This is a genomic window from Azospirillum sp. HJ39 (genome assembly GCF_041507355.1).
Taxonomy (GTDB): Bacteria; Pseudomonadota; Alphaproteobacteria; order Azospirillales; family Azospirillaceae; genus Azospirillum; species Azospirillum thiophilum.
In genome coordinates this window covers 363,169-386,535 of the sequence record NZ_CP167910.1, presented here as the reverse complement: position 1 = coordinate 386,535, position 23,367 = coordinate 363,169, and the positions used below count along the sequence as shown (strand labels likewise).

Genomic DNA, 23,367 nt, shown 5'->3' with positions numbered 1-23,367 from the left:
CCGTACCGCTGCGGCGGCCATTCGCGCCTTTGCGCCCGCCCGGCAAGCCGATAGAGTGCCCGCCGGCGGGAAAGACCCTGTTTGGGATAGGAAATCGATGAACCTGAAAGACCACATCCGCGGCATTCCGGATTTCCCGAAGCCCGGCATCCTGTTCTACGACGTCTCGCCGCTGCTGGCGAACGGCGAGGCCTGGAAAGCGGCGATCGACCGGCTTGCCGACGCCGTGCGCCCGCACCGGCCGGAGCTTCTGGTCGGCATCGAGTCGCGCGGCTTCCTGGTCGCCGCCCCGCTGGCGCTGGCGCTCGGCATCGGCTTCGTGATGGTGCGCAAGCACGGCAAGCTGCCCGGCGACAAGATCGCCCATTCCTACGACCTGGAATACGGCACCGACACCATCGAGGTGCAGGCCGACGCCGTGAAACCGGGACAGCGCGTGGTGGTTCTCGACGATCTGCTGGCGACCGGCGGCACCATGGCCGCCGCCGTCAGCCTGCTGCGCCAGGTCGGCGCCGACGTGCGCGCCGCCGCCTTCCTGGTCGAGCTGACCTTCCTGAATGGCCGCGACCGCATCGACGTGCCGAGCGTCTCGCTGATGGCCTACGACTCGTAGGCACCCAGGCGCACGAAGGCCCCTCCCCGATGCCGGAGAGGGGCCTTCGTGCGCAAAAAGAACCGGACTCCTTACAGCGGCGCCAGGCCGGCCATCATGTGGCCCTTGCGGTCGGCATAGAGGCTGCCCAGCTCGGCGGCGCGGCCGTCGTCCAGGACGTCCCTGGCCTGCTCGAACAGCTCGTCCTCCTCCTCGTCGAGATGGTGGCGGACCAGTTCGCCCAGCACCTGGAGCTTTTCCTTCCAGCCGCTGTCGGTCGTCTTCATCGCGTTCAGCTCGTCGAGCAGGCCGTTGATCAGGTGATGCTCGTTCAGCCCCTCGATGGTCTCGGACCTCGCCTCCTTCGCCTTCTTCAGCGAGGCGTAGAACACGCCTTCCTCGACCTTGGAATGGGCCCACAGCTCGCGCTGGAGGTCTTCGAACACGGCACGGCCGCTGCCGTTGGCCTCCTCGGTGCGGTCGAGAAGGCTGCGGATGGTGTCGTGGTCGGCCTTGATGCGGGCGAAGATGTCGGTATCGGTCTTGGCTTCGGCTTCGGGCTGGGCTTCGGTGGTCTTGCGGGCCATCGTCGGGGTCCTTGGAAGTCTGGGGGCAATGCGTGAAGGATCGCCAGAAGAACCCCGCCGGCCACCGACTGTTCCCGCCCGGCCGCTCCGGAACCTCAGCGAAGCGGATGCTCCTCCGAATGCCCTTGCGGATGCGCATCGACGAATTCCCGCAGCGTGTGCATCAGCTCCACCGCGTGGGCGGTGCGCCCATTGGCGCAGGCCTCCGCGATGTCGTCGGCGATGATGTGGGCGATGCGGTCCGGTCCGCCGGCGCAGTGGGCCAGGCAATGGCCCATCTCCACCGCCACCATCTCCGGCAGATGTTCGTGTTCGGCAATCGCGTCGATCTCGGCCTCGGTCAGGTCGCTGAGAGCGATGCAGTCCTTGATCGTCAACATGGCGCGTTCCTCCCGGGAACGGCCGGGCCTCCCTGCGGCCAGGGACATGCCGATCCGGCGGAAACGGCCATCGCCGCATGGACCCCCCCGCCCAACTCAGGCGGCAGGAACCCCATGCGGCAGGATCGGCTGACTATCAGTGGGCCATCAGAACCGGCAGCCCGGCATGATTCAGCACGTAGCGCGTGACACCGCCCAGGATCATCTCACGCATCCGGCTGTGACCGTAGCCGCCCATGACCAACAGGTCGGCGCCCAGCCCGACGGCTTTCTTGGTGACCGCCTCTCCAACCGACTCGGATCCCGGATGCAATATCGTTAACTCAGGATTAACGCCTTGCCAAGCGAGATAATCGGCGATGCGGCGTCCGGTCGCGGCCTCCGTCATCGAAGTCTCGGCGGTCAGCACGACGGTGCGGTCGGCGCTGCGCAGGAAGGGCAGCGCGGCGGCGACGGCGCGGGTGGATTCGATCTTGCCGTTCCAGGCGATGGCGACGCTGCGGCCGATCTCCGGCGGCAGCACCTTCGGCACCAGCAGCACCGGCCGGGCCGATCCCAGCAGCGCCGTCTCCATGGTGGTGTAGCCCTGGGTGTCGGCCTCGACGGTGGTGTGGGCGCAGACGATCAGGTCGGACAGGCGGCCTTCGGCCGGCACCACGTCCTCGATCCGGCCGACGACCTCGCGCCAGGACGCCGACGGCGCCTCGATCCCGCTGGGGGCGTCGCGCAGCTCGAATCCGGCGGCGGCGATGGCCGCATCGAAATGGCGGCGGGCGGCGACGCGGTGGTTGTCCGATTCCGTCTCGGCCGCGCGCATGATCTCGTCGACCATGGCGCCGGACATGCCCTCGCCCAGCATCGGCACGGCATCGCGCGGATCGAGGCGGACGAACAGGGCGACGAGATGGGCGTCGAAATCGCGCGCCACCGCGACCGCGCCTTTCAGGGCCACCGGATCGTTGTCACTGCCGCACAGCGGCACAAGAATGGTCTTGTAGGTCATGGACTCCTCCCGGACCGGTTCGAGCGGCCCTTCCCGGACGGCGGCGGTCCGCCCGCCGGTGCGACGGACGATTCCCCCTGCCGTCATTTGCCCCATCGATGCATCCCATCGACGCGACGGTCCGCGGCCCGGGGCGAAGCCGCAAACCCCAACTCCCCACTCCCGGCCCCGACATGCCGTCCGCCCCGGAATTAGGACAACCTTGCACGGGCGTCGTCCAGCACATCCGCTGCAACCCTGCCAGAATCCAGGCGCGTCCAGCCGATCCTCCCCAGATCGTAGGAGTCCTGCCGTTCCGCCACGCCCGCATCGGCGTCGGAGGCATCGTTGCGACGATCTGTCACACGTTCGACCCGCGTGGCCAGCGGCGCCTCCAGCCACAGCCCGTCGAACCGCACCCCTGCCGCCGCCGCCACCGCCTCCAGGCGGCGGCGCTCGTCGGGACGGGCGCTGACCGCGTCGGCCACCGCCGCATGGCCGGCGGCCAGCACCGCCGCCACCCGCCGGTACAGCTCGTCATAGACGCGCCCGGTCATCGCCGGCGCATAGCCCTCCGCCGGCAGGCGGCCGGTGTCGGCCACTCCGCACAGCCGCTTGCGCAGGACGTCGCTGCGCAGCACCACCGCGCCGGGTGCCGGGCCCAGCCCGGGCGCCAGCCCTTCGGCCAGCCGGGTCTTGCCGGTTCCCGACAGGCCGCCGACCGCGACCAGCCGCGCCGGCACGGGATCGAGCGTTGCCAGCGCCAGCTCCAGGTAGCGCCGCGCCTCCGCCGCCGCCCCCTCCTCGCCGCCGCCGCCGAGCCGCAGCGCGGCGGCCAGCACCTTGGCGCGGACCGCGGCACGGAGCGACAGGAACAGCGGCAGCGCCGCCAGCCCGCCGTAATCGGCCGTCTCTTCCAGATAGCGGTTCAGCACCGCATTGCCCAAGGGCCGCAGGCCGCGATGGTCGAGATCCATCAGCAGGAAGGCGAGGTCGTAGAAGACGTCGGCGACCGCCAGCGCCTCGTCGAACTCGATGGCGTCGAACAGGGTCGGCTCGCCGTCCAGCAGCACGATGTTGCGCAGATGCAGGTCGCCATGGCCATGCCGGACGAAGCCGGCCCGCCGCCGTTCCTCCAGCAGCGGCGCCAGCCGGTCGAGCGCCGCAGCGGTGCGCTCCGCCAGCCGCTCCACCTCCCGTGCCGGGAACAGGTCGGGGGCGGCGCGCAGATCCTGCAGGTTGCCGTCCGCCACCGCACGCATCGCCTCGACCCCGCCGCCGTCGGGCCGGGGCGCCGCCTCGGCATGGAAGGCGGCGATGCGTTCGGCCAGCCGGCGCATCAGGGCCGGGGTCAGGGCATGACGCCCGGCCATGCGGTCCAGCAGGGCGTCGGCAGGAAAGCGGGCCATCGCCACCAGCCAGTCGACCGGCTCGCCCGCCGGAGCCGCCCCAACATCCTCGACCGGTTCGGGATCGAGGGTCAGCCGGCCGCCGGCCCCGCTGCGGACGGCGAGCAGCCCCCGGTAGAGCGACGGCGCGGTGCGGCGGTTGACCGCCAGTTCCGCCACGCAGGCCGCATGGCGTTTCTCCACGGTCGAATAATCCAGATAGGGATAGCGCACCGCCCGCTTCAGCTTCAGCGCGCGGTCCCCGGCCAGGAACACCAGGGCGGCATGGGTGTCGATCCGCTCCACCGCCTGTCCGCCATGGGTCCGCGGATCGCCGAGAAAGGCGATCGCCTCCTCTTGCCGTCCCTGTCGGGCATGCGGTTCGGTGGGATGCGCGGTCATGGTCCCATTCTAACAGAATTCGCATCGGTGCAGCCCGCGCTTTCATGGTTGAAACGCGGATGCCGGCACCGACATCCTAGGGGTAGCGCCGATACACCATGGGACAGCCGCGCCGCCCCATCGTTACAGTGGCCGTACCATTCGGTCGAATCGACGCATCACCGGGAGGGGGTGCCCGTGAACCGCCTGTTCAGCCGCCTGCACATCGGCCTGTTCGCCCTGCTGGCATTCGCCGTTCCGGGCATTGCCGGCGCGCAGGCCATCGACGCCGACGGCCGCTTCGGCAACTGGGCGCTGGGCGGGCGGGCCTACAGCCTGCAGCCCCCGGCGGACAGCAGCATCACCGTCCTGAACAGCAAGATGCGGATCGGCGGCTCGCTGATCCCGCAGATCGAACCCTATGCCAGCGTGCAGCCCTGGATCGGGCCGGGCACCGGCAGCAGCCTGACGCCGCGCGGCGCCGTGGCCGGGCTTGGAGGCGTGGCGGGCGGCGGCGTTCCGGGCAGCGTTCCGGGCGGCGTCTCCGGCGGATTGCCCGGCCTGATGGGCGGCGTGCTGATCGACGTGCCGCTCGGCTCCTTCGTCTTCACCCCCAGCGTCGGCGCCGGCACCCTGCCGACCGTGCGGCGGGAGGGCGGACCCGGCACCGAGTTCCGCTCGCAGCTGGAATTGGGCTACGAATTCGACAACAAGTCGCGCTTCAGCCTGGGCTACAGCCGGATCGTCAACGATGCCGCCGCCGGCGATCCTGCAGCGGGCACCAACAACGTCTTCGGCTTTTATTACCGCTTGCCTTTCGGCGGCCCCTGATCCTGCCCCTGACTCATCGATGGCGGCAGGACATCGTGTCGCGGCGTCTGGTGGCGGGACAACGCCCGCATCGGTAGCGTCTTAACGGCATTTTAAACATGGTTGGCTCAAGTGGACGCGGACCGAACGCTCCCCGGGGAACCCACCATGGCCACCAAGCGCAAGACCGCCGCCTCCGCCGCTCCCGCCACCGCTCCCGCCGCCGCCGCCGCCGCCGCCGTTGCTGTCGCCGCTCCCGCCGCCGCGCCGGTGTTCGAGGCGCCTGTCGAAAGCTGGGCCGACACCATCCTGCGGACCAACTTCGCGTCTGTCGAGCAGGACAGCATCGTCCTGCTGCAGGCGGCCAGCTCCCTGCTGGAGTCCGAGACGCCGGAAAAGGTGACCGTCGCGCTGGACCAGAACCTGAAGCTGTGGATCGCGATCAAGACCGTCCTGCTGAACAGCGACTGCCCGGTCGAGCCGGAGGTGAAGGCGAACCTGCGCAATCTGGCGCAGTTCGTCGTCTCCACCACCATGCTGGCGACCCAGGGCACGATCGAGGAGCGCAAGCTGGTCTCGCTGGCCCGGCTGAACATGAACATCGCCGAGGGGCTGCTGAGCGGCCAGCGCAACCGCATGATCCAGGAGCGCGCCTATGCGATCTGGCAGGAGGAAGGCTGCCCCGAGGGCCGCGAGCAGGAGCATTGGCTGCGCGCCGAAGCCGAAGTCACCGGCCTGTTCAGATCATAACGATCGTAGCGTCAAAGCATAACATCATCAAATGGTTGGGCGGCCGCTTGCAACGCCGCCATACCCTGTCGGCATGACCGCCCGCGTCGCGACGCCGTGACGCGGGCGGTTTCGCTTGATAGGCTCGGGACACCGTGACCGTCCCGCCGCAAACCCTCTCCAAGCCGCACAGGCGCATCGACAACGCACCGCTCGGCATCGTGTCGATGCTGGCGTCGGTGTTGTTCTTCTCGATCATGAACGTCCTGGCCAAGCTCCTGATGGACCGCTTGCCGGTGACCGAGGTCATGTTCTTCCGCAGCCTGTTCGCGCTGGTCCCGGTCTGCCTGGCGATCCATCTGGGCAAGGGCTTCGCCTCCACACTGTATACCCGCTATCCCTGGGGCCATATGGGGCGGTCGCTGATCGGGCTGACCACCATGGTCGCGATGTTCTGGTCGTTCCACCTGCTGCCGCTGGGCGACGCCATCGCGCTGAACTTCGCCGCGCCGCTGTTCCTCACCGCGCTGTCGGTGCCCCTGCTGAACGAGAAGGTCGGCATCCACCGCTGGAGCGCCGTGCTGGTCGGTTTCGCCGGCGTGCTGATCATCGTCCAGCCGAGCGGCGACGTGATGAACCTGGGCGCGATCATCGCGCTGGCCGGCGCCCTGACCAACGCGCTGGCGATGATCGCCATCCGCCAGCTGAGCCGCACCGAGCCGCCGGACACCATCGTCTTCTATTTCACCCTGCTGACCACCGTGCTGCTCGGGCTGTCGCTGCCCTTCTCCTGGGTCACGCCGGAGCCGCTGGACTGGCTGCTGCTGCTGGCGACCGGGCTGCTCGGCGGCTGCGGCCAGCTGATGCTGACGCGGGCCTATTCGCTGGCGCCGGCCGCGGTGGTGGCGCCGCTGAACTACACCTCGCTGCTGCTGGCGGTCCTCTTCGGCTGGCTGCTGTGGAGCGAGGTGCCGACCGGCAGCATGGTGGCCGGCGCCGCGGTGGTGATGGCGAGCGGCCTCTACATCCTGCACCGCGAGACCCGCCGCCGCGCCACCCCGACCAAGCCGCTTCCCCCCGGCGACGGCGACTGACGGCCGAGCGACGGGCGGCGTGACGGCTTGCCACAGTTTCGCCATTGCGGGGTGATGGGCTGTACCATCGCGCCGCTGGGCAAAACCGGCCCGCCGCGCCTATATGACTGGTGCGCTGTGGCCTGATCGTCGGACCGGCCGCATCTCGGCGCGAAGGGGGCGGCATGAAGCAGAACGAGCGACGCGACGCCGGGCCGGACCGTAACCGGCCAACCAACCCGCAAATGGCCAGCTTGCAAACGGCCAACTCCCGCGAAGCGCCGGTGTCAGAACCGCGCCTCCGGCTGGCGCAGGCGCGCGCCGCCCTGCTGTGGGAACGGCTGGGGCCGGCGCTGTGGGCGCCGCTGACGGTGCTCGGCGCCTTCCTGGCGCTGGCATTGTTGAATCTGCTGGTCCTGCTGCCGGGCTGGCTGCACGGCGCCGCGCTCTTGGTGCTGGCGGCGGCCTTCCTGCTGTCTCTCGCCATCGGCATCCGCCGCTTCCGCGCGCCCGCGGAGGCCGAGGCGCGGCGTCGGCTGGAGCGGGACAGCGGCATCGCCCACCGGCCGCTGCACACCCTGCGCGACCGGCCGGCCGGCAACGACCCGATGGCCCAGGCGCTGTGGCGCCTGCACCAGGAGCGCACCCGCGCCGCGATGCGGAGCCTGCGGGTGGCATGGCCGGGCACCGAGGTGCCGAGCCACGACCGCTACGCCCTGCGCGCCCTGGTGATCCTGGCGCTGGTGGTGGCGGGGGCCGCCTCCTGGGGCGACTGGCGCCCGCGGCTGGCCGCCGCGCTGACCCCGCGGCTGGCCGGCGGCACCGCGACGGCCGCGGCGACGCTCGACCTGTGGATCAACCCGCCCGACTACACCGGCCTGCCGCCGGTCTTCCTCAAATCGGGCTCGGCCTCCGCCCCGGACGGACAGCAGCCGGGCAGTCCGCAATCCCCGGGCCAGCATCCGGCCGACCGCATCGTCCAGGTGCCGCAGGGAAGCCTCGTGCTGGCCCGCGTCACCGGCGGCGGCAGCACCCCCAGCCTGGAGGCCGGCGACCGGTCCGGCCCGTTCGAGGCGGTGGACTCGGCCAACTTCCAGGTGCAGAAGCCGGTGACCGGCGGCACCCGCATCGCGGTCACCCAGGGCGGCCGCACGCTGGGATCCTGGCCGATCCAGGTGGTGCCCGACCGCGCGCCGATCATCGCCCATGCCAGCCCGCCCGCCGCCGGCGAACGCGGCGCGCTGAAGCTCGATTACGCCGCCCGCGACGATTACGGCCTGACCGAGGTGAAGGCCGAGGTCCGCCTCGCGCCGGAGCCGCAGCCGGTTGCGGACACGACGAGGAAGGACGCCCCGAAGGCGGCGGAGAAGCCGGCCGGGGCCGACGACGTGCTCGCCCTGCCGCTGTCGCTGCCCGGGGTCCGGCCGAAGGAGGCCCATGGCAATTCCTTCCAGGATCTGACCGCCCATCCCTGGGCCGGATTGCCGGTGACGGTGCGGCTGACCGCCACCGACGGCGCCGGCCAGACCGGCCGGTCGGAGGATGCCGCCGTCACCCTGCCGGAGCGGACCTTCAACCATCCGGTCGCCCGCGCCATCATCGCCCAGCGCAAGATCCTGACCCGCAGCCCGCAGAAATCGCGGGTCGACGTCGCCCGCGCGCTGGCGGAGATCTCGGCCCGGCCCGGCACCTACGGCGACGACATCGTCGCCTTCCTGTCGCTCCGCACCGCCATCGCCCGACTGATGCTGGACCAGGAGGCGGAGTCCGTCCCCGCCCTGCAGCAGTTGATGTGGGAAACCGCGCTGCGCATCGAGGATGGCGGCCTGTCGCTGGCCGAGAAGGACCTGCGCGACGCCGAGAAGCGGCTGTCCGACGCGCTGGACAAGAACGCCTCGGACGAGGAGCTGAACCGCCTGATGGACGAGCTGCAGGCGGCGCTCGACAAGTTCATGGACGCCATGGAACAGCGGATGATGGAGGCGCTCCAGCGCGGCGAGCAGCTTCCCATGGTCCCGCCCGAGATGGCCGACCGGATGACCGACCGCAACGATCTGCAGCAGATGCTCGACCGCATGCGCGAGATGGCGCAGACGGGCTCGCGCGACGCCGCCCGCCAGATGCTGTCGCAGTTGCAGCAGATGCTGGAGAACATGCGCTCCGGCGCCATGGCCCAGATGAACCCGCAGAACGGCCAGCAGCAGCAGAACCAGCAGGCCTGGGAGATGATGCAGCAGTTGCAGAAGCTGGCCCAGCAGCAGCAGCAGCTCCTGGACCAGAGCTTCCGCCAGTCGCAGGAGTCGATGGACCAGCAGCAGCAGGGCGAGCAGCCGCGCGGCCGGCAGAACAACCAGCGCCGCAACCAGAACGGCCAGCAGAACAACCAGCAGACCCCCGGCAGCCCGACCCTGCAGAAGCAGGCCGAGCAGCAGGAGGCGCTGCGCCGCCAGTTGGGCGAGCTGATGCGCCGCATGGGCGAGCAGCAGGGCGGCGAAATCCCGCAGCCGCTGGGCAAGGCCGAGCGCGCCATGCGCGACGCGGCACAGGCTCTGCAGCAGGGCGCCCCCGGCGCCGCCGTGCCGTCGCAGACCGAGGCGATGCAGCAGCTCCAGCAGGGCATGCAGGGCATGGCCGAGCAGATGGCCCAGCAGATGATGATGGGCCAGGGGCCGGCGATGATGGGCGGCCAGCAGGGCCAGATGCCCCGCCAGGGCAGCCGCGGCCGCGACCCGCTCGGCCGGCGCCCGTCGGGCTACGGCATGCAGGATTCCAACGACGTGAAGATCCCGGAACAGTCCGAGCTCCAGCGCGCCCGCGAGATCCTCGACGAGCTGCGCCGCCGCTCCGGCGAATACGGCCGCCCGCAGGAGGAACGCAACTACATCGACCGGCTGCTCAAGCAGTTCTGACCGGCCGGCAGCCGGTCCCGGGAATGCCCCCCCTTGCCATCCCGCCGGCCGCGTGCCAGGAACGGCGCAGCCTGTCCCGTGACCTGAAGGGGGTTCCCGATGCCGCCGTTGTCCGCGAAGCCCATTCCCAAGACCGCGGCCCCCAAATCGGCTGCCGGCTCGCTGGCGGGCTTCTGCCCCTGGGCCGCGGAGGATGGGGTGCGGGTCTATCTGCGGCCGGTCGGGCTGATGCCGGTCGCCGCCTGGGCCAAGGGGGCGGCGGTGCCGCTGGCCGGCGGGCGCTTCGCCTTCTCCGCCGCCGAACTGATCGTCCGTGACGGCGGTAACGGCGCCGGCCGCATCGACCGCGCCTTCGCCCCGCTGTCGGAGATCCTGGCCTGGGGCTGGGAGCGCTCGCGCGCCGCGGCCGAGGCGCTGGACCGCCAGCTCGGCGCCCTGACCCGGGCGCGGGCGCCCTTCGGCGGGCTGGCGCTCGACCGGCCGCGCATCATGGGCATCGTCAACGTCACGCCGGACAGCTTCTCCGACGGCGGCGCCTTCCTCGACCCCGCCGCCGCCATCGCCCATGGCGAGGCGCTGCTGGCGGCCGGCGCCGACATCCTCGACATCGGCGGCGAATCGACCCGTCCCGGCGCCGCCCCGGTGCCGCCGGAGGAGGAAGAGGCGCGCGTCCTGCCGGTCATCCGCCATTTCGCCGCCAAGGGCGCCGTGGTCTCGGTCGACACCCGCCACGCCCGGGTGATGGCCTCCGCCGCGGCGGCCGGCGCCCGCATCGTCAACGACATCGCCGGGCTCGGCGATCCGGACGCGCTGCCGGTGGTGGCGCGCAGCGGCACGCCGGTGGTGGTGATGCACATGCAGGGCGAACCCGGCACCATGCAGGCAGCCCCGAGCTACCGCGACGCCGCGCTGGACGTGTTCGACTGGCTGGAGGAGCGGGTGGCGCGCTGTGCCGCGGCCGGGGTGCCGCCGGAGCGCATCGCCGCCGATCCCGGCATCGGCTTCGGCAAGACGGTGGAGCACAACCTTGAGATCCTGCGCCACACCGCGCTGTATCATGCGCTGGGCTGCGCCGTGCTGATCGGGCTGTCGCGCAAGACCTTCATCGCCCGGCTGTCGCGCGGCGAGCCGCCGGGGGAGCGGCTGGCCGGCTCGCTCGCCGCCGGGCTGGAGACGCTGAACCAGGGCGCCCAGATCCTGCGCGTCCACGACGTCGCCGAAACGGCGCAGGCCCGCGCCCTTTGGGAGGGGCTGCACCCCCTGTAAGCACCCCTGCAACCCTTTCGCGCAGCCGCCGAAGGATGCTTGACCCGGCGGGGCCGGCGGGTGAAGAAACATCCTTCGCTTGCGCTTCCGACCCCACGATCCGACATCCGGGGCCGAAGACGGTTCCAGCACGAGGTTTTCATGACGCGACACCTGTTCGGCACCGACGGCATCCGCGGCACCGCCAACGTCGACCCGATGACCGCCGAGACGGCGCTGCGCGTGGCGATGGCGACCGCGCTGCAATTCCGCCGCGGCGACCACCGGCACCGGGTGGTGATCGGCAAGGACACCCGGCTATCCGGCTATCTGCTGGAACCGGCGCTGACCGCCGGCTTCATCTCGATGGGGATGGACGTGGTGCTGGTCGGCCCGCTGCCGACCCCGGCGGTGGCGATGCTGACCCGCAGCCTGCGCGCCGACATGGGCGTCGTGATCTCCGCCTCGCACAACCCCTATCAGGACAACGGCATCAAGCTGTTCGGCCCCGACGGCTACAAGCTGTCGGACGAGGTCGAGGCCGCCATCGAGGCGCGCATGGCGCTGCCCTTCGGCCCCGACCTCGCCGGCCCCGCCGATCTCGGCCGCGCCAGCCGGCTGGACGACGCCACCGGCCGCTACATCGAATATGTGAAGAACACCTTCCCGCGCGGCCTGCGGCTCGACGGGCTGAAGATCGTCGTCGATTGCGCCAACGGCGCCGCCTACAAGGTCGCGCCCAAGGTGCTGTACGAGCTGGGGGCCGACGTGGTCCCGGTCGGCGTCAGCCCCGACGGCACCAACATCAACAAGGGCTGCGGCGCCACCGCGACCCAGACCCTGCAGGAACAGGTGGTCGCCCACGGCGCCCATCTCGGCATCGCGCTGGACGGCGACGCCGACCGGCTGATCATGGTGGACGAGGCCGGGCGCCCGATCGACGGCGACCAGCTGATGAGCCTGATCGCCACCTCCTGGGCGCGCTCGCAGACGCTGCGCGGCGGCGGCGTGGTCGCCACCGTGATGTCGAACCTCGGCATGGAACGCCATCTCGGCGCCCTCGGCCTGCATCTGGCCCGCACCCCGGTCGGCGACCGCTATGTCGTCGAGATGATGCGCGAGCGCGGCTACAATGTCGGCGGCGAGCAGTCGGGCCATGTCGTGCTGTCCGACTATTCGACCACCGGCGACGGGCTGATCGCCGCCCTGCAGGTGCTGGCGGTGCTGATCCAGGCCGACGGCCGCTCGGCCAGCGAGGTCTGCCGCGTCTTCGATCCCGTCCCGCAGAAATTGACCAATGTCCGCTTTGCCGCCGGCAGCCGGCCGTTGGAGGATGACGCGGTCAGGCAGGCGATCCGGGACGGCGAGGCGCGATTGGCAGCGGGCGGACGCCTGCTGATCCGCAAGTCCGGCACCGAACCGCTGATCCGCGTGATGGCGGAGGGCGACGACGAGGCTCTGGTCCATGGCGTGGTCGCCGACATCGCCGATGCGATCCGGGCCAACGCCGCCCGCACTCTGGAGGCAGCACAATGAAGGGACGCGTCCTCATCGTCGCCGGGTCGGATTCCGGCGGCGGCGCCGGCATCCAGGCCGACATCAAGGCGGTCAGCGCGCTCCGCGCCTATGCGATGACCGCCATCGCCGCCCTGACGGCGCAGAACACCCTGGGCGTCCATGGCGTGGTGGCGGTCGACCCGGCCTTCGTCGCCCTGCAGATGCGGGTGGTGCTGGACGACATCGGCGCCGACGCGGTGAAGGTCGGCATGCTCGCCAACGCCGCCGTCATCGAGGCGGTGGCGGCGGAGTACGAGGCGCGCGCGGTCAACGTGCCGCTGGTGGTCGACCCGGTGATGATCGCCAAGAGCGGCCACCATCTGCTCGACCCCGACGCGGTGCTGACCCTGCGCAAACGGCTGCTGCCGCTGGCCGAGGTGGTGACGCCCAACCTGCCGGAGGCGGAGGCGCTGACCGACATCCCGATCCGCGACCTGGACGACATGCGCCGCGCCGCCGAGCTGATCCTGACCTTCGGCCCGAAATCGGTTCTGCTGAAGGGCGGCCATCTGGAGGACGACACCCTCTACGACCTGCTCCTGACCGAGGAGGGCGAGACGGTCTACACCGGCAAGCGCGTCCACACCCCCCACACCCACGGCACCGGCTGCACCCTGTCCTCGGCCATCGCCGCCGGCCTGGCGCAGGGGCTGGACACCCGCGACGCGGTGGCGCGGGCGCGGGCCTATGTCGAGACGGCGATCCTGACCGCGCCGGGCCTGGGCCACGGGCACGGCCCGCTCAACCACCTGCACACGGTGCGGGAGTTTCCGTGAGGGGACGAGGGGGCGCACTCTCGCGCCCCCTCCCTCCCGCTCTTGCGAGCGGGTCCCTCCCTCCCCCGCCTTCGGCGGTAGAGGGTGAGTTCGCAACCCGGCGGCAGTCCCCTCTCCCGCAATCGGACCGACCTTCGGTCGGCCGAGGGCGGGGGAGGGTTAGGGAGGGGGCATCGCACGCCAACAATGCCCCCCTTCACCTCACTTGCTGTAGTCGTAGAACCCGCGGCCGGTCTTGCGGCCGAGATAGCCGGCGTCGACCATCTCCTTCAGCAGCGGGGCCGGGCGGTACTTCGGATCGTTGAAGCCCTCGTAGAAGACCTCCATCACCGACAGCATGGTATCCAGACCGATCAGGTCGGCCAGCGCCAACGGGCCGATCGGGTGGTTGCAGCCCGCCTTCATGCCGGCGTCGATGTCCTCCGCCGTGGCGATGCCTTCCTGCAGCGCGAAGATCGCCTCGTTGATCATCGGGCACAGGATGCGGTTGACGGCGAAACCCGGGCTGTTCTTGGCGGTGATCGGCGACTTGCCGACGCGCTTGGCGAAGGCCATCGCCTTGGCGTGGGTGTCGTCGCTGGTCTGGATGCCGCGGATGATCTCCAAGAGCGCCATCAGCGGCACCGGATTGAAGAAATGCAGGCCGATGAAGCGGTCCGGACGGTCGGTGGCCGTCGCCAGCTTGGTGATGGAGATCGACGAGGTGTTGGTGGCGACCAGCGCCTCGGGCTTCAGGATCGTGCAGAGATCCTTGAGGATCTTGACCTTCAGATCCTCGTTCTCGGTCGCCGCCTCGATCACTAGGTCGCAAGCGGCCAGCGCCGCCTTGTCGGTGGTGGCGGTGATGCGCGCCAGGGCCGCCTCGCGGTCGGCGGCGCTCATCTTCTCCTTCTTGACCAGACGCTCCAGGCTGCCGCCGACGGTGGACAGGCCGCGCTGCACCGCCGCGTCGGAAATGTCGGTCATCACCACCGTCAGGCCGGCGACGGCGCAGACCTGGGCGATGCCGTTGCCCATCTGGCCGGCGCCGATGACGCCGACCGTTTCGATCCCCTTGCTCTCGGCCATGGTTCCTTGTCCCTATCTTTCGTGCGGATGCGTTGGTTCGCAAGTGCAGCATCTTCTACACGTTTTTTCGTTGCGCTGCGATGACTTGTCGTATGCGGCAATGGGGCCGCCGGGCCGGCGCGTCGTCCTGCCGCAGGGGACCGCATCGGCGGATTTCCGCCGACCCGTTCCGGCGGCCAAGCGGAAATCCGCCGATGCGGACGGCCGCCGCGCCGGCCGGGTCGAGGCTTTTCAACTGTTTGCGCGACGAACTGATCATGGCACGGGCCTTGCTCTTTCCCAGGACAACCGCGGCGACGGGCCGCGGACCAAGCCCGATGGGAGAGACGCATGCCCAGGAAAACCCTGCTCGCCGCCGCCGCCTTCGCCGTTGCCTTCACCACCGCCGCCGTCGCCAGCCAGGGCGCCTCGGCCGCCGATCTGGTCCGACTCGGCAACCTGAAATTCGCCCATTACGGCGCGGTTTCCTACATGAAGGAGATCGCCGGCAAGTATGACCTGAAGATCGAGGAGCGGGTCTTCCCCAAGGGCATCGACATCCTGCCGGCCATCGTCGCCGGCGAGATCGACGTCGCCGCCAGCGCGGTGGATGCCGCCATCGCCGGCCGGGCGTCGGGCGTGCCGATCTACGCGGTTGCCGGCTTCGCCAAGGGCGGGGCGCGCATCGTCGCCAGGCCGGGCGCCGGCATCAAGAGCATCGCCGACCTGAAGGGCAGGAAGGTCGCCACCCCGCGCGGCGGTGCGCAGGAGCTGATCCTGCTGGCCGAGCTGGCCAAGCATGGGCTGAGCTGGTCCGACCGCTCCGGCAAGGACGTGCAGATCGTCTACATGGCCTATGCCGACATGAATCAGGCGCTGCTGGCCGGCAGCATCGACGCGATGTCCCAGTCGGAGCCGCAGTCGAGCCAGGCCATCAACAAGGGCTTCGGCGTCGAGGTGATCAAGCCCTACGACACCGAGCTGGGCGAGCCGGTCCGCTCGCTGGTCATCACCGAGGAATTCTACACCAGGAAGCGCGACGTCGCCGAGCGGCTGGTCCGCTGCTTCGTCGAGGCGACGGCGACCTTCATCGCCAACCCGGATCTGGCCGAGAAATACGTCCGCGAGCAGATGTTCAAGGGCCAGATCACCAGCCAGGACTTCAAGGACGCCATCGGCAACTCGCCCTACAGCTACGACATCTCGGTCCATCATGTTCAGGTCACCACCGACATGATGCAGAAGTTCGGCGTCGGCCGCATGGACAACCCGCCGAAGGCCGCCGACTGGGTGAAGCTCGACCTGCTGGAAAAGGCCAAGGCCGCCACCAAGGCCGGTGACGTCAAGGCCACCGCCGTCAAGACCAACTGAGCCCGGCCCAGCGGAAGGAGGACGCCCCATGTCCCAAGCCAAGCCCCGTTTCTCGCCCGCCATCCTGCTGCGCGGCGCCCTGGTGCCCATCCTGATGATCGCGCTGTGGCAGGCGCTGTCGACCTCCGGGCTGATCAACCCGGTGGTGCTGCCCTCGCCGGTGGCGGTGGTGGAGCGCTGGTGGGCCTATCTGCTGCCCACCGATCCCTACGACCCGGCGCAATCCAGCTGGATCCTGTGGGCGCTGTCGGGCGAGATGCTGTTCGACGCCTGGTCCAGCCTGTACCGCGTGGTGCTGGGCTTCGCCGTCGGCGCCGGGCTGGCCCTTCCGCTGGGTCTCGCCATGGGCGGCAACCCGCGCATCTATGCGCTGTTCGACCCGCTGATGCAGGTGCTGCGGCCGATCCCGCCGATCGCCTACATCCCGCTGGCGATCCTGTGGTTCGGGCTGGGCAACGCGCCCGCCATCTTCCTGATCGCCATCGGCGCCTTCTTCCCGGTGCTGATGAACACCATCGCCGGGGTGCGCCATGTCGACGGCATCTATCTGCGCGCCGCCCGCAACCTGGGCGCCGGCAAGATGACCATGTTCCTCCGCGTCATCCTGCCGGCCGCCACCCCCTACATCCTGGCAGGCGCCCGGATCGGCATCGGCACCGCCTTCATCGTCGTGATCGTGTCGGAGATGATCGCCGTCAATTCCGGCCTCGGCTTCCGCATCCTGGAGGCGCGCGAGTTCATGTGGTCGGACAAGATCATCGCCGGGATGTTCACCATCGGCCTGCTGGGCCTGGCCATCGACCTCGGCATGAACCGCCTGAACAACCACCTGCTGCGCTGGCACCGCGGGCTCGAGAACTGAGCGCCACCAAAAGACAGACAGGGAGGAGATGGAGATGACGCCCATGCTGAAGACCGTTGCCGACGCCGTGCCGGCCGCCGATGCGGCGCCCGTGCAGATCCGCATCCGCGGGGTGGAGAAGACCTTCGCCGTCGGCACGCAGAAGATCGTGGCCCTGCAGGACATCGACCTCGACATCCGCAAGGGCGAGTTCGTCTGCCTGCTGGGGCCGTCGGGCTGCGGCAAGTCCACGCTGCTGAACGCGGTGGCCGGCTTCCAGCCGCCGACGAAGGGGACCGTCGCCGTCGATGGCCGCACCATCGCCGCGCCCGGCCCCGACCGCGGCATGGTGTTCCAGGAATACGCCCTGTTCCCCTGGATGACGGTGGCGCAGAACGTCGCCTTCGGCCTGGAGATCAAGGGCCTGTCCAAGCCGGAGATCGCCCGGACGGTGGAGCGGCTGCTGGAGAAGCTGCATCTCCAGGATTTCCGCAACCGCTTCCCCAAGGATCTGTCGGGCGGCATGCGCCAGCGCGTCGCCATCGCCCGCGTGCTGGCGCTGGACAGCCCGATCCTGCTGATGGACGAGCCGTTCGGCGCGCTCGACGCCCTGACCCGCCGCACCCTCCAGGACGAACTGCTGCGCATCTGGGAGGAGGTCGGCAAGACCATCCTGTTCGTGACGCACTCGATCGAGGAGAGCATCTACCTGGCCGACCGCATCGTCGTGATGACCTACCGGCCGGGCACCGTGAAGCGCGACGTCCTGGTCGACATGCCCCGCCCGCGCGACGGCTCCGCCCCGGAGTTCAACCGCCTGAAGCGCGAGCTGTCGCAGATGGTGATGGAGGAGCAGCAGCGCTTCAGCCAGGACGAGATCCGCTCGGTCACCGCGGATTGAAGACGGGCCGGAGGCCGGGATGAGGGGCGCCGGCCCCTCACTGCGGAGCGGACGGGGTGCCGCGCAGGATGCGGCGCAAGGCACGGTCGCGCAGCATGTGGTCGTGCATGAAGCCCAGGATGTCCACGACCCCATCCCCGCCGATGCGGAAAACGATCGCATGCCGCGGATCCCGGACCCGCTCCGCCGGATCGGTGCCATGGTCCCGGCTGTGCCAGACATGATAGACGCCGACCCGCCGCTTCGAGGTCATCACCCACTCGACGCCCTCCCGCTGCGGGTCGTCGGCCAGATCCTGCATCGCCTGGACGAGAAGGGCGGCGTACCGCATGCGGCCCACCGCGTGGAACCGCTCCTCGCTCCAATCCAGGATCCTGTCGAGGTCGGCTTCCGCCGGTGCGGACAGGCGGAAGCCGGCCACGATCAGCCCCGCGTCAGCCCTGCCGCGCCGCGGCACGCCCGGCGGCCCGGCGGTTCAGGTCGTCGAGCAGCGCACGCCGATCCTCGCCGCCGGCCACCAGCCGGAACTCTCCGCCTTCGATGGCGGAAACTCCGCGTTCGGCGACGGCCTCGATGGCAGCGAGGCTCGCGCGTTCCGCCTCCAGATCGTCCTGGTAGCGGCGCAGCGCCTCCCGGACGACCTCGCTGGCATTCTGGTGGCGCCCGTCCTCGACCTGCCGGTCGACGAACGCGCTCAACCGGTCCGTCAGGCTGAAGTTCCGACCGCCCATGCCACACCTCCGTCACTCGGTATCAGAGATTGATACCGGCGGCGGTCGGCGGTCAAGCCTGCGGAGGGACCGGCACCGCTCCGCTACACGTTCACCGGCGCATACTCGAAGGTCGGCGCCGCCACATAGTCGGTGCCGGGCAGCGGGATCGCCACCAGCTGGTCGGCGGTCAGCTTCAGCTCGTACATCAGGCCGATGGCGGCGCGCAGCCGTTCCGGCTGGCCGTTGAAGGTGATGTGCAGCGAGGTCAGCAGCGCCGTGTAGGTGGTGTTGAACTGCTGCGAGACGGTGCGGGCGCGGCTGCCCGGCGGGTAATCCACCGTCTTGGCGTTGGGATAGAGGTTCCACACCCCGGCCGGATCGATGCCGACCGGCGCCCCGGAATAGGACCAGCCGAGCGGTTCGTCCGGATCCTTCACCAGCCGGCGGGCATAGACGATCTGCGCCAGCCGGTAGTAATGGGCGAGCGCCGCCTCGTTCTCGGCCTCGCGGGGCGACTGGGGCGAGCCCTCGCCCTGCTCGACGATCACCTGGATGGCGCGCTGGGCGCTCGCCACGTCGGTGACAGGAAACAGCTGGTCGGGCGGGAACCAGGTGTTGTCCACCACCTGATTGGCCGGGTCGCCGGTGAAGATCTCCTCGCCCATCGCGCCGATGGCGTCGGAGATCGCCTGGTAGAACTCGCCGATGGTGGCGAAGCCCGGTTCCTGCGCCGCCGCCGCCTTCTGCTGGAACAGGGCGAGCGCCGGCTGCTTCACCGGATAGGCCATCGCGACCTCCGGTTCCTCGATGGTCATGAAGACGTCGTAGACGAGGCTGCGGGTCAGCTTGCCCAGCGAGACGGTCAGCCCTTCATGGACGCCCATCGGCAGCGGGCCGGGATAGACCGGGATGAAGCCGGGCTTGTCGATCACCGGATGGCCGCCGACCGCGTTCAGGATGTTGGCGGCGATGGTCATGTGCAGCATTTCCTGCACCGACACCGACCCGATGATCGCCGCCGCCTCGCGGTTCTGGCCGGCCTTGATCGAATAGAGCGCCGTCAGATAGGCCGGAAGCGTGGCGTGCTCCAGCTCGACGGCGGATTGCAGGGCGTTGCGCAGGACCTGGACGGTGTCGATGTCCTGGGCGAAGTGCGGCTGGATCTTCAGCATGGCGGATTCCTTGTCCTGATCCGGCTCTCCCGGGAGCCGGGCATCGGGGCCGGGCGTCAGGAACGCGACGGCGTGGCGACGCGGGAGAAGTTCTTGGCGAAGCGGGTCTTGCCGTCGGCCGCCGTCGGCCCGTCCGGCGCCGCCGTGGCGGCACCCGCCGGGGCGGCGCCGGAGGGACCGGTGCGCAGGCCCGGAGCGGGACCGCCGGATGCCGGGCCACCGGATGCCGGGCCGCCGGCAGCCCCGACTGCCGCCTTCACCCCCCGTTCCACCGCCGTCTCGCCGCGCTGCACCTTGGCCAGCCAGGCCAGGATGGTGTCGCGCCTGTAGACCGACAGGTCGCGGGTGACCGGCATGTAGTTCGGGTCCGATTCCGGCAGCGAGAAGGCCAGATGCAGGATGTCGGCGTGGCGGGCGCAGGACGCCTCGCTGCCGAGATCGACCAGATGCTTGCTCATGATCGGGTAGAGGTTGCCGTACTGCGCCATGATCGGCGCGATGTCGTCCCAGGTCGGGTCGGCCGGCACGTCGAAATCGTCGCGGACATGCAGGGCGATATAGTCGAACGACGACCGCGCCGTGTTGCTCTGGCCGGGAACGCGGTAGTCGATCAGGTAGATCTGGCCGTCGATGTAGCCGCGCGGGTTGCCCGGCGACCGGGTGGCGATCCCCAGCCGGGCGACGCCGTTCCCGTCGGCGAGGATGGTGCCGCCGGTGGCCGGCCCGCCCTCGACCTCGAAGCTCACCGCCGCTTCCGGAACGCCCATGTCGGGAATGTCGGCGGTCGGCTGGTCGACACCGAAGCCGCCGCCCTGGCCGGGGATGCGGCCCATCTGGGTGATGGCGATGGCGGCGCCGGGCACCGGCTGGCCGTAGCGCGTGGCATAGACCAGCGATTCCGCCCGCCCGGCCCCGTCGATGCGGTGGACCAGCGGCTCGGCGCAGACATACAGCCCGTCCTGCGCCTCGCGGATGGCGACGATGCCGAAGCCGAGGTCGAGGTCGGTCGCCCCCGGGTTCGTCTCCGACACCGTCACCAGGGCCAGCGGCCGGCTCTGGGCCAGCTCGAACTGCTCGTCGGTCAGCTTGGCCGCGACCACGCCGGCGGTCCGCGCCAGCCAGCGCGGCTCGCCATAGGGGATTTCGGCGACCGGCAGGAAGCTGTCCGGGGTGACCGGCGTGTTCTCCGCCATCGACGGGTCGCGCAGGATGCCCAGCGTCATGCGGCCGACCGGGTTGAGCGTGCCCTTGCCGTCGGTGGTCTGCAGCGCGTTCGACAGGTCGAGGAAGGCGGTGCGCGACGGCCCGTCGACCTGGCCGGAGAAATAGGTGATGCCGGCCCAGCTGTTGGGAATGTTGTTGGCCGGGACGAAGCGGCGCCCGCGGACGAAGGAGGTCGGCTCGCCCGCAAGCTGCGGCCCGATGGTGCCGACAACGGTGCCGAGCGTGAAGCGCGGATCCTTGACGTTGCCGATATAGCCGAAGGTCGCCAGCCGGATCGACAGCATGCCGCCGGTGGTGGCGTCGCGCAGCTGCCGCAGGAAGGGGCTGAGCGCCGCGTCGTCGGCCCACTCGACAGTCTCCAGCACCGACTGGAAGGTCGAGGACGCCGCGCCGTCGGCGTTGCCGTTGACGTTCCGGTTGAACCACAGGTCGCGGAAGGGGTTGGGCTGGTAGCGCCCGCCGAAGAAGGCCGGCGTCCTGCCGTCGGTCAGCCGCACGTCCAGGCCCCAGGGGGTCGAGGCCATCTGCCATTGCGGGTCGAGGTCGACCAGCTTGCCGCTGGTGCGGTCGGTGGAGCCGCCGATCAGCATGCCCAGCGCCGCATCGGCGCCCGGGGCACCGTCCGGGGGCGCCTCGACGAAGCTGCCGTCGGCGAAGCCCAGCCCGGTCACGCGGCAGTCGATCAGCCGGAAGGCTCCCGACCCGGTCGGGTTCCACCAGCCGTTGGCGACCGTGCCGCCATTCGGCAGGGACTTCTGGAACTCCTGGTAGGCGGGCTCGAAGGTGTCGTTGTCGTAATGGCGGACGTCGTTGTTCACCGTGGAGACGTCGGCCTGGAAAATCCCTGAAAAGACGAGGCGCACCGGATTGAGGAAACTCATGTCGATCCCTTTCCGTGAGGGCGCACGAAGCGGTGGCGGATCGGCCGCGCACGATCGGGCGAATTCGGGAGCGGCGACGACTGGCAGCAGCCACTCGCCCCGGAAGAAATTATTTGTATGGGTGATGATCTAGCGTTGATAACCATGCGCGGACAATGGAAAATATCTTTGGATTTTCTTTTTTTACGTGCATTCAGGGATATGCGAAGGCCCGGCTCCCCACCGCGGCGGCATTCTCAGAGCTTCGCCGCCTCTTCGCCGATCCGCTGCCTGAGCCAGCTGTGCGACGGGGAAGCGGTGTTGCGGCGGTGCCAGATCATCGAGACCTCATAGTCGCCGATGTCGAAGGGCAGCGGGCTGGTCGCCAGCCCCAGCGCATCGGCGCACAGCCGGGCCAGCCGGGCGGGCAGCGAGGTCAGCATCGGCGCCTGCGTCAGGATCACCGGGATCGCCAGGAACTGGGTGGTGGAGGCGGCGACCCGCCGCCGGGTTCCCAACGCCGCCAACTCGTCGTCGATGAAGCTGCTCAGCCCGCCGCGCAGCGACGGCATCAGGTGCGGATAGCGGGTGTAATCCTCCAGCCCGATGGGCGGGGTGACCGGCACCAGCTCCGGATTGAACAGGCAGACATGGGTTTCCCGGTACAGCACCTGCCGGTCGTGCCAGCGCCGCAGCTCCGGCAGATAGCCGATCGCCAGATCGAGGGTGCCGTCGTCCAGCCCGTTCAGCACGGCGTCGGGGTCATAGTTGAGCAGCGAGACCGACACGCGCAGATCCCCTTCCGCCGCGTCGCGCAGGATGCCGGTCAGCAGCACGGCCTGCATGGAATCGGGGGTGGAGATGGTGAAGTTCCGCTCCTCCCGCTGGGGATCGAAATCCTCCTCCGCCGACAGCGCCCGCGCCGCCCCGACCAGCAGGTCGCGCAGCGGCTCGGCCAGGCGCTGGGCACGCGGGGTCGGCTCCATCCGGTTGCCGGTGCGCACGAACAGCGGATCGCCGACCAGCGTGCGCAGCCGGGCCAGCGCATGGCTGACCGCCGACTGGCTGACGCCCAGCGCCTCGGCCGCACGCGAGACGTTGCGGGTTTCCAGCAGCGCGTCGAACACCTTGATCAGGTTGAGGTCGAGCGCGGGGTTATGAATAGCTTTCATGACGATATGAACCAAAGCCGCCTACTTCATTGTGCACTGAACGGTGTAATCTGTCCAGGCAGCGCTCCAGCCAGCGGCCAACAACAGACAATCCAATTCGCAAGCCAACGCCCCAACCGGGCAGCGGACCCGTCGCCGACCCGCCCAGCGGTCGACCTGTGCCGGATCCGTCCAGGGAGAAAGAGGCAAGAGCCATGAAAAGCATCACCATCAACGGCGAGGTCCGTCAGGTCGACGTTCCCGACGACATGCCGCTCCTGTGGGTCCTGCGGGACGAGCTGAACATGACCGGCACCAAGTTCGGCTGCGGCGTCGCCCAGTGCGGCGCCTGCACCGTCCATGTCGACGGCACGCCGACGCGCGCCTGCCAGACGCCGGTCGGCATGCTGACCGCCGAAAGCAAAATCACCACCATCGAGGGGGTGAAGGGCAAGGCGGCCCAGGCCGTCCAGGCGGCGTGGCAGAAGCTGGACGTCGTCCAGTGCGGCTATTGCCAGTCGGGCCAGATCATGAGCGCCATCGCGCTGCTGACCGACAACCAGAACCCGACCGACCAGGACATCGACACGGCGATGGACGGCAACGTCTGCCGCTGCGCCACCTATGTCCGTATCCGCGCGGCGATCAAGGATGCCGCCCAGACGATGAGGGCCTGAG

The 23,367-nt window shown here is 69.8% G+C and carries 22 protein-coding genes; 12 read left to right on the top strand and 10 right to left on the bottom strand.

The annotated features are described in order from the left end of the window. Positions 1-97: 97 nt before the first annotated feature. Complete coding sequence (locus tag ABMY26_RS12400) at positions 98-613, top strand: adenine phosphoribosyltransferase (RefSeq protein ID WP_372396026.1); 516 nt, start codon at positions 98-100, stop codon at positions 611-613. Positions 614-684: 71 nt separating this feature from the next. On the opposite strand, the gene ABMY26_RS12395 is transcribed toward ABMY26_RS12400, so the two are convergent. From ABMY26_RS12395 to ABMY26_RS12380, 4 genes are all read right to left on the bottom strand, one after another. Further along, complete coding sequence (locus ABMY26_RS12395) at positions 685-1,179, bottom strand: hemerythrin domain-containing protein (protein WP_372396025.1); 495 nt, start codon at positions 1,177-1,179, stop codon at positions 685-687. A 95-nt stretch (positions 1,180-1,274) separates the two neighbouring features. After that, positions 1,275-1,559 (bottom strand): hypothetical protein, encoded by a 285-nt coding sequence (locus ABMY26_RS12390; RefSeq protein WP_372396024.1) that lies wholly within the window; start codon positions 1,557-1,559, stop codon positions 1,275-1,277. A gap of 136 nt (positions 1,560-1,695) precedes the next feature. Then, the gene (locus tag ABMY26_RS12385; protein WP_372396023.1) at positions 1,696-2,562 is read right to left on the bottom strand and encodes a universal stress protein; all 867 of its coding nucleotides are present in this window, start codon (positions 2,560-2,562) and stop codon (positions 1,696-1,698) included. Positions 2,563-2,753: 191 nt separating this feature from the next. Then, positions 2,754-4,331: an AAA family ATPase gene (locus tag ABMY26_RS12380; RefSeq protein ID WP_372396022.1), complete on the bottom strand. Its 1,578-nt coding sequence runs from the start codon at positions 4,329-4,331 to the stop codon at positions 2,754-2,756. Positions 4,332-4,508: 177 nt separating this feature from the next. Here ABMY26_RS12380 and ABMY26_RS12375 point away from each other — a divergent pair, with 177 nt between their 5' ends. The 7 genes from ABMY26_RS12375 to thiD all read left to right on the top strand — a co-directional run bounded on the left by ABMY26_RS12375 (position 4,509) and on the right by thiD (position 13,409). Continuing rightward, a complete protein-coding gene (locus ABMY26_RS12375) occupies positions 4,509-5,141 on the top strand; it encodes a hypothetical protein (RefSeq protein ID WP_372396021.1) in 633 nt (210 codons plus the stop codon). A 147-nt stretch (positions 5,142-5,288) separates the two neighbouring features. After that, positions 5,289-5,870, top strand: coding sequence for a DUF2934 domain-containing protein (locus ABMY26_RS12370; RefSeq protein WP_372396019.1), 582 nt, complete (start codon positions 5,289-5,291; stop codon positions 5,868-5,870). 134 nt (positions 5,871-6,004) lie between these two features. Beyond that, positions 6,005-6,943, top strand: coding sequence for a DMT family transporter (locus ABMY26_RS12365; protein ID WP_372396017.1), 939 nt, complete (start codon positions 6,005-6,007; stop codon positions 6,941-6,943). Between the two features lie 263 nt (positions 6,944-7,206). Then, a complete protein-coding gene (locus ABMY26_RS12360; RefSeq protein ID WP_372396015.1) occupies positions 7,207-9,831 on the top strand; it encodes a TIGR02302 family protein in 2,625 nt (874 codons plus the stop codon). A gap of 99 nt (positions 9,832-9,930) precedes the next feature. Then, a complete protein-coding gene (gene folP / locus ABMY26_RS12355) occupies positions 9,931-11,097 on the top strand; it encodes a dihydropteroate synthase (RefSeq protein WP_372396014.1) in 1,167 nt (388 codons plus the stop codon). Positions 11,098-11,238: 141 nt separating this feature from the next. Then, positions 11,239-12,612 carry a phosphoglucosamine mutase gene (gene glmM, locus ABMY26_RS12350; RefSeq protein WP_372396013.1) on the top strand — a complete coding sequence of 458 codons (1,374 nt, stop codon included), beginning with the start codon at positions 11,239-11,241 and terminating at the stop codon, positions 12,610-12,612. Further along, entirely contained in the window at positions 12,609-13,409 is an 801-nt protein-coding gene (gene thiD, locus ABMY26_RS12345) for a bifunctional hydroxymethylpyrimidine kinase/phosphomethylpyrimidine kinase (protein WP_372396012.1), read from the top strand. Before glmM ends, thiD begins: the two co-directional genes overlap by 4 nt. 201 nt (positions 13,410-13,610) lie before the next feature. On the opposite strand, the gene ABMY26_RS12340 is transcribed toward thiD, so the two are convergent. Then, a complete protein-coding gene (locus ABMY26_RS12340) occupies positions 13,611-14,477 on the bottom strand; it encodes a 3-hydroxybutyryl-CoA dehydrogenase (protein ID WP_372396011.1) in 867 nt (288 codons plus the stop codon). A gap of 330 nt (positions 14,478-14,807) precedes the next feature. Between ABMY26_RS12340 and ABMY26_RS12335 the strand changes: the two genes are divergently transcribed. From ABMY26_RS12335 to ABMY26_RS12325, 3 genes are read left to right on the top strand one after another with little or no spacing between them, the layout of a single operon-like run. Beyond that, a complete protein-coding gene (locus ABMY26_RS12335) occupies positions 14,808-15,827 on the top strand; it encodes an ABC transporter substrate-binding protein (protein ID WP_372396010.1) in 1,020 nt (339 codons plus the stop codon). Between the two features lie 28 nt (positions 15,828-15,855). After that, complete coding sequence (locus tag ABMY26_RS12330) at positions 15,856-16,689, top strand: ABC transporter permease (RefSeq protein WP_372396009.1); 834 nt, start codon at positions 15,856-15,858, stop codon at positions 16,687-16,689. 43 nt (positions 16,690-16,732) lie between these two features. Beyond that, positions 16,733-17,569, top strand: a complete 837-nt coding sequence (locus tag ABMY26_RS12325; protein WP_372396008.1) for an ABC transporter ATP-binding protein — start codon at positions 16,733-16,735, stop codon at positions 17,567-17,569. A 37-nt stretch (positions 17,570-17,606) separates the two neighbouring features. Here the strand turns inward: ABMY26_RS12325 and ABMY26_RS12320 are convergent, their stop codons facing one another. The 5 genes from ABMY26_RS12320 to ABMY26_RS12300 form a co-directional block, all read right to left on the bottom strand. Further along, positions 17,607-17,990: a type II toxin-antitoxin system RelE/ParE family toxin gene (locus ABMY26_RS12320; RefSeq protein WP_372396007.1), complete on the bottom strand. Its 384-nt coding sequence runs from the start codon at positions 17,988-17,990 to the stop codon at positions 17,607-17,609. A gap of 13 nt (positions 17,991-18,003) precedes the next feature. Continuing rightward, positions 18,004-18,300: a type II toxin-antitoxin system ParD family antitoxin gene (locus ABMY26_RS12315; RefSeq protein ID WP_372396006.1), complete on the bottom strand. Its 297-nt coding sequence runs from the start codon at positions 18,298-18,300 to the stop codon at positions 18,004-18,006. An 83-nt stretch (positions 18,301-18,383) separates the two neighbouring features. Continuing rightward, positions 18,384-19,454 carry a ferritin-like protein gene (locus tag ABMY26_RS12310; protein ID WP_372396005.1) on the bottom strand — a complete coding sequence of 357 codons (1,071 nt, stop codon included), beginning with the start codon at positions 19,452-19,454 and terminating at the stop codon, positions 18,384-18,386. A 56-nt stretch (positions 19,455-19,510) separates the two neighbouring features. Then, a complete protein-coding gene (locus ABMY26_RS12305) occupies positions 19,511-21,559 on the bottom strand; it encodes a hypothetical protein (RefSeq protein ID WP_372396004.1) in 2,049 nt (682 codons plus the stop codon). Positions 21,560-21,795: 236 nt separating this feature from the next. Next, the gene (locus ABMY26_RS12300) at positions 21,796-22,710 is read right to left on the bottom strand and encodes a LysR family transcriptional regulator (RefSeq protein ID WP_372396003.1); all 915 of its coding nucleotides are present in this window, start codon (positions 22,708-22,710) and stop codon (positions 21,796-21,798) included. 194 nt (positions 22,711-22,904) lie between these two features. On the opposite strand from ABMY26_RS12300, the gene ABMY26_RS12295 reads away from it, so the two are divergent. Then, positions 22,905-23,366 (top strand): (2Fe-2S)-binding protein, encoded by a 462-nt coding sequence (locus ABMY26_RS12295; RefSeq protein ID WP_372396002.1) that lies wholly within the window; start codon positions 22,905-22,907, stop codon positions 23,364-23,366. Position 23,367: the final 1 nt, after the last annotated feature.

What these genes read in the sequence shown, in the direction of transcription:
- ABMY26_RS12400 (WP_372396026.1), top strand. Translation starts at nt 98, where the DNA reads ATGAACCTGAAAGACCACATCCGCGGCATTCCGGATTTCCCGAAGCCC.
- ABMY26_RS12325 (WP_372396008.1), top strand. Translation starts at nt 16,733, where the DNA reads ATGCTGAAGACCGTTGCCGACGCCGTGCCGGCCGCCGATGCGGCGCCC.
- ABMY26_RS12330 (WP_372396009.1), top strand. Translation starts at nt 15,856, where the DNA reads ATGTCCCAAGCCAAGCCCCGTTTCTCGCCCGCCATCCTGCTGCGCGGC.
- ABMY26_RS12380 (WP_372396022.1), bottom strand. Translation starts at nt 4,331, where the DNA reads ATGACCGCGCATCCCACCGAACCGCATGCCCGACAGGGACGGCAAGAG.
- ABMY26_RS12340 (WP_372396011.1), bottom strand. Translation starts at nt 14,477, where the DNA reads ATGGCCGAGAGCAAGGGGATCGAAACGGTCGGCGTCATCGGCGCCGGC.
- ABMY26_RS12335 (WP_372396010.1), top strand. Translation starts at nt 14,808, where the DNA reads ATGCCCAGGAAAACCCTGCTCGCCGCCGCCGCCTTCGCCGTTGCCTTC.
- thiD (WP_372396012.1), top strand. Translation starts at nt 12,609, where the DNA reads ATGAAGGGACGCGTCCTCATCGTCGCCGGGTCGGATTCCGGCGGCGGC.
- folP (WP_372396014.1), top strand. Translation starts at nt 9,931, where the DNA reads ATGCCGCCGTTGTCCGCGAAGCCCATTCCCAAGACCGCGGCCCCCAAA.
- glmM (WP_372396013.1), top strand. Translation starts at nt 11,239, where the DNA reads ATGACGCGACACCTGTTCGGCACCGACGGCATCCGCGGCACCGCCAAC.
- ABMY26_RS12370 (WP_372396019.1), top strand. Translation starts at nt 5,289, where the DNA reads ATGGCCACCAAGCGCAAGACCGCCGCCTCCGCCGCTCCCGCCACCGCT.
- ABMY26_RS12305 (WP_372396004.1), bottom strand. Translation starts at nt 21,559, where the DNA reads ATGAGTTTCCTCAATCCGGTGCGCCTCGTCTTTTCAGGGATTTTCCAG.
- ABMY26_RS12385 (WP_372396023.1), bottom strand. Translation starts at nt 2,562, where the DNA reads ATGACCTACAAGACCATTCTTGTGCCGCTGTGCGGCAGTGACAACGAT.
- ABMY26_RS12310 (WP_372396005.1), bottom strand. Translation starts at nt 19,454, where the DNA reads ATGCTGAAGATCCAGCCGCACTTCGCCCAGGACATCGACACCGTCCAG.
- ABMY26_RS12295 (WP_372396002.1), top strand. Translation starts at nt 22,905, where the DNA reads ATGAAAAGCATCACCATCAACGGCGAGGTCCGTCAGGTCGACGTTCCC.
- ABMY26_RS12315 (WP_372396006.1), bottom strand. Translation starts at nt 18,300, where the DNA reads ATGGGCGGTCGGAACTTCAGCCTGACGGACCGGTTGAGCGCGTTCGTC.
- ABMY26_RS12390 (WP_372396024.1), bottom strand. Translation starts at nt 1,559, where the DNA reads ATGTTGACGATCAAGGACTGCATCGCTCTCAGCGACCTGACCGAGGCC.
- ABMY26_RS12300 (WP_372396003.1), bottom strand. Translation starts at nt 22,710, where the DNA reads ATGAAAGCTATTCATAACCCCGCGCTCGACCTCAACCTGATCAAGGTG.
- ABMY26_RS12395 (WP_372396025.1), bottom strand. Translation starts at nt 1,179, where the DNA reads ATGGCCCGCAAGACCACCGAAGCCCAGCCCGAAGCCGAAGCCAAGACC.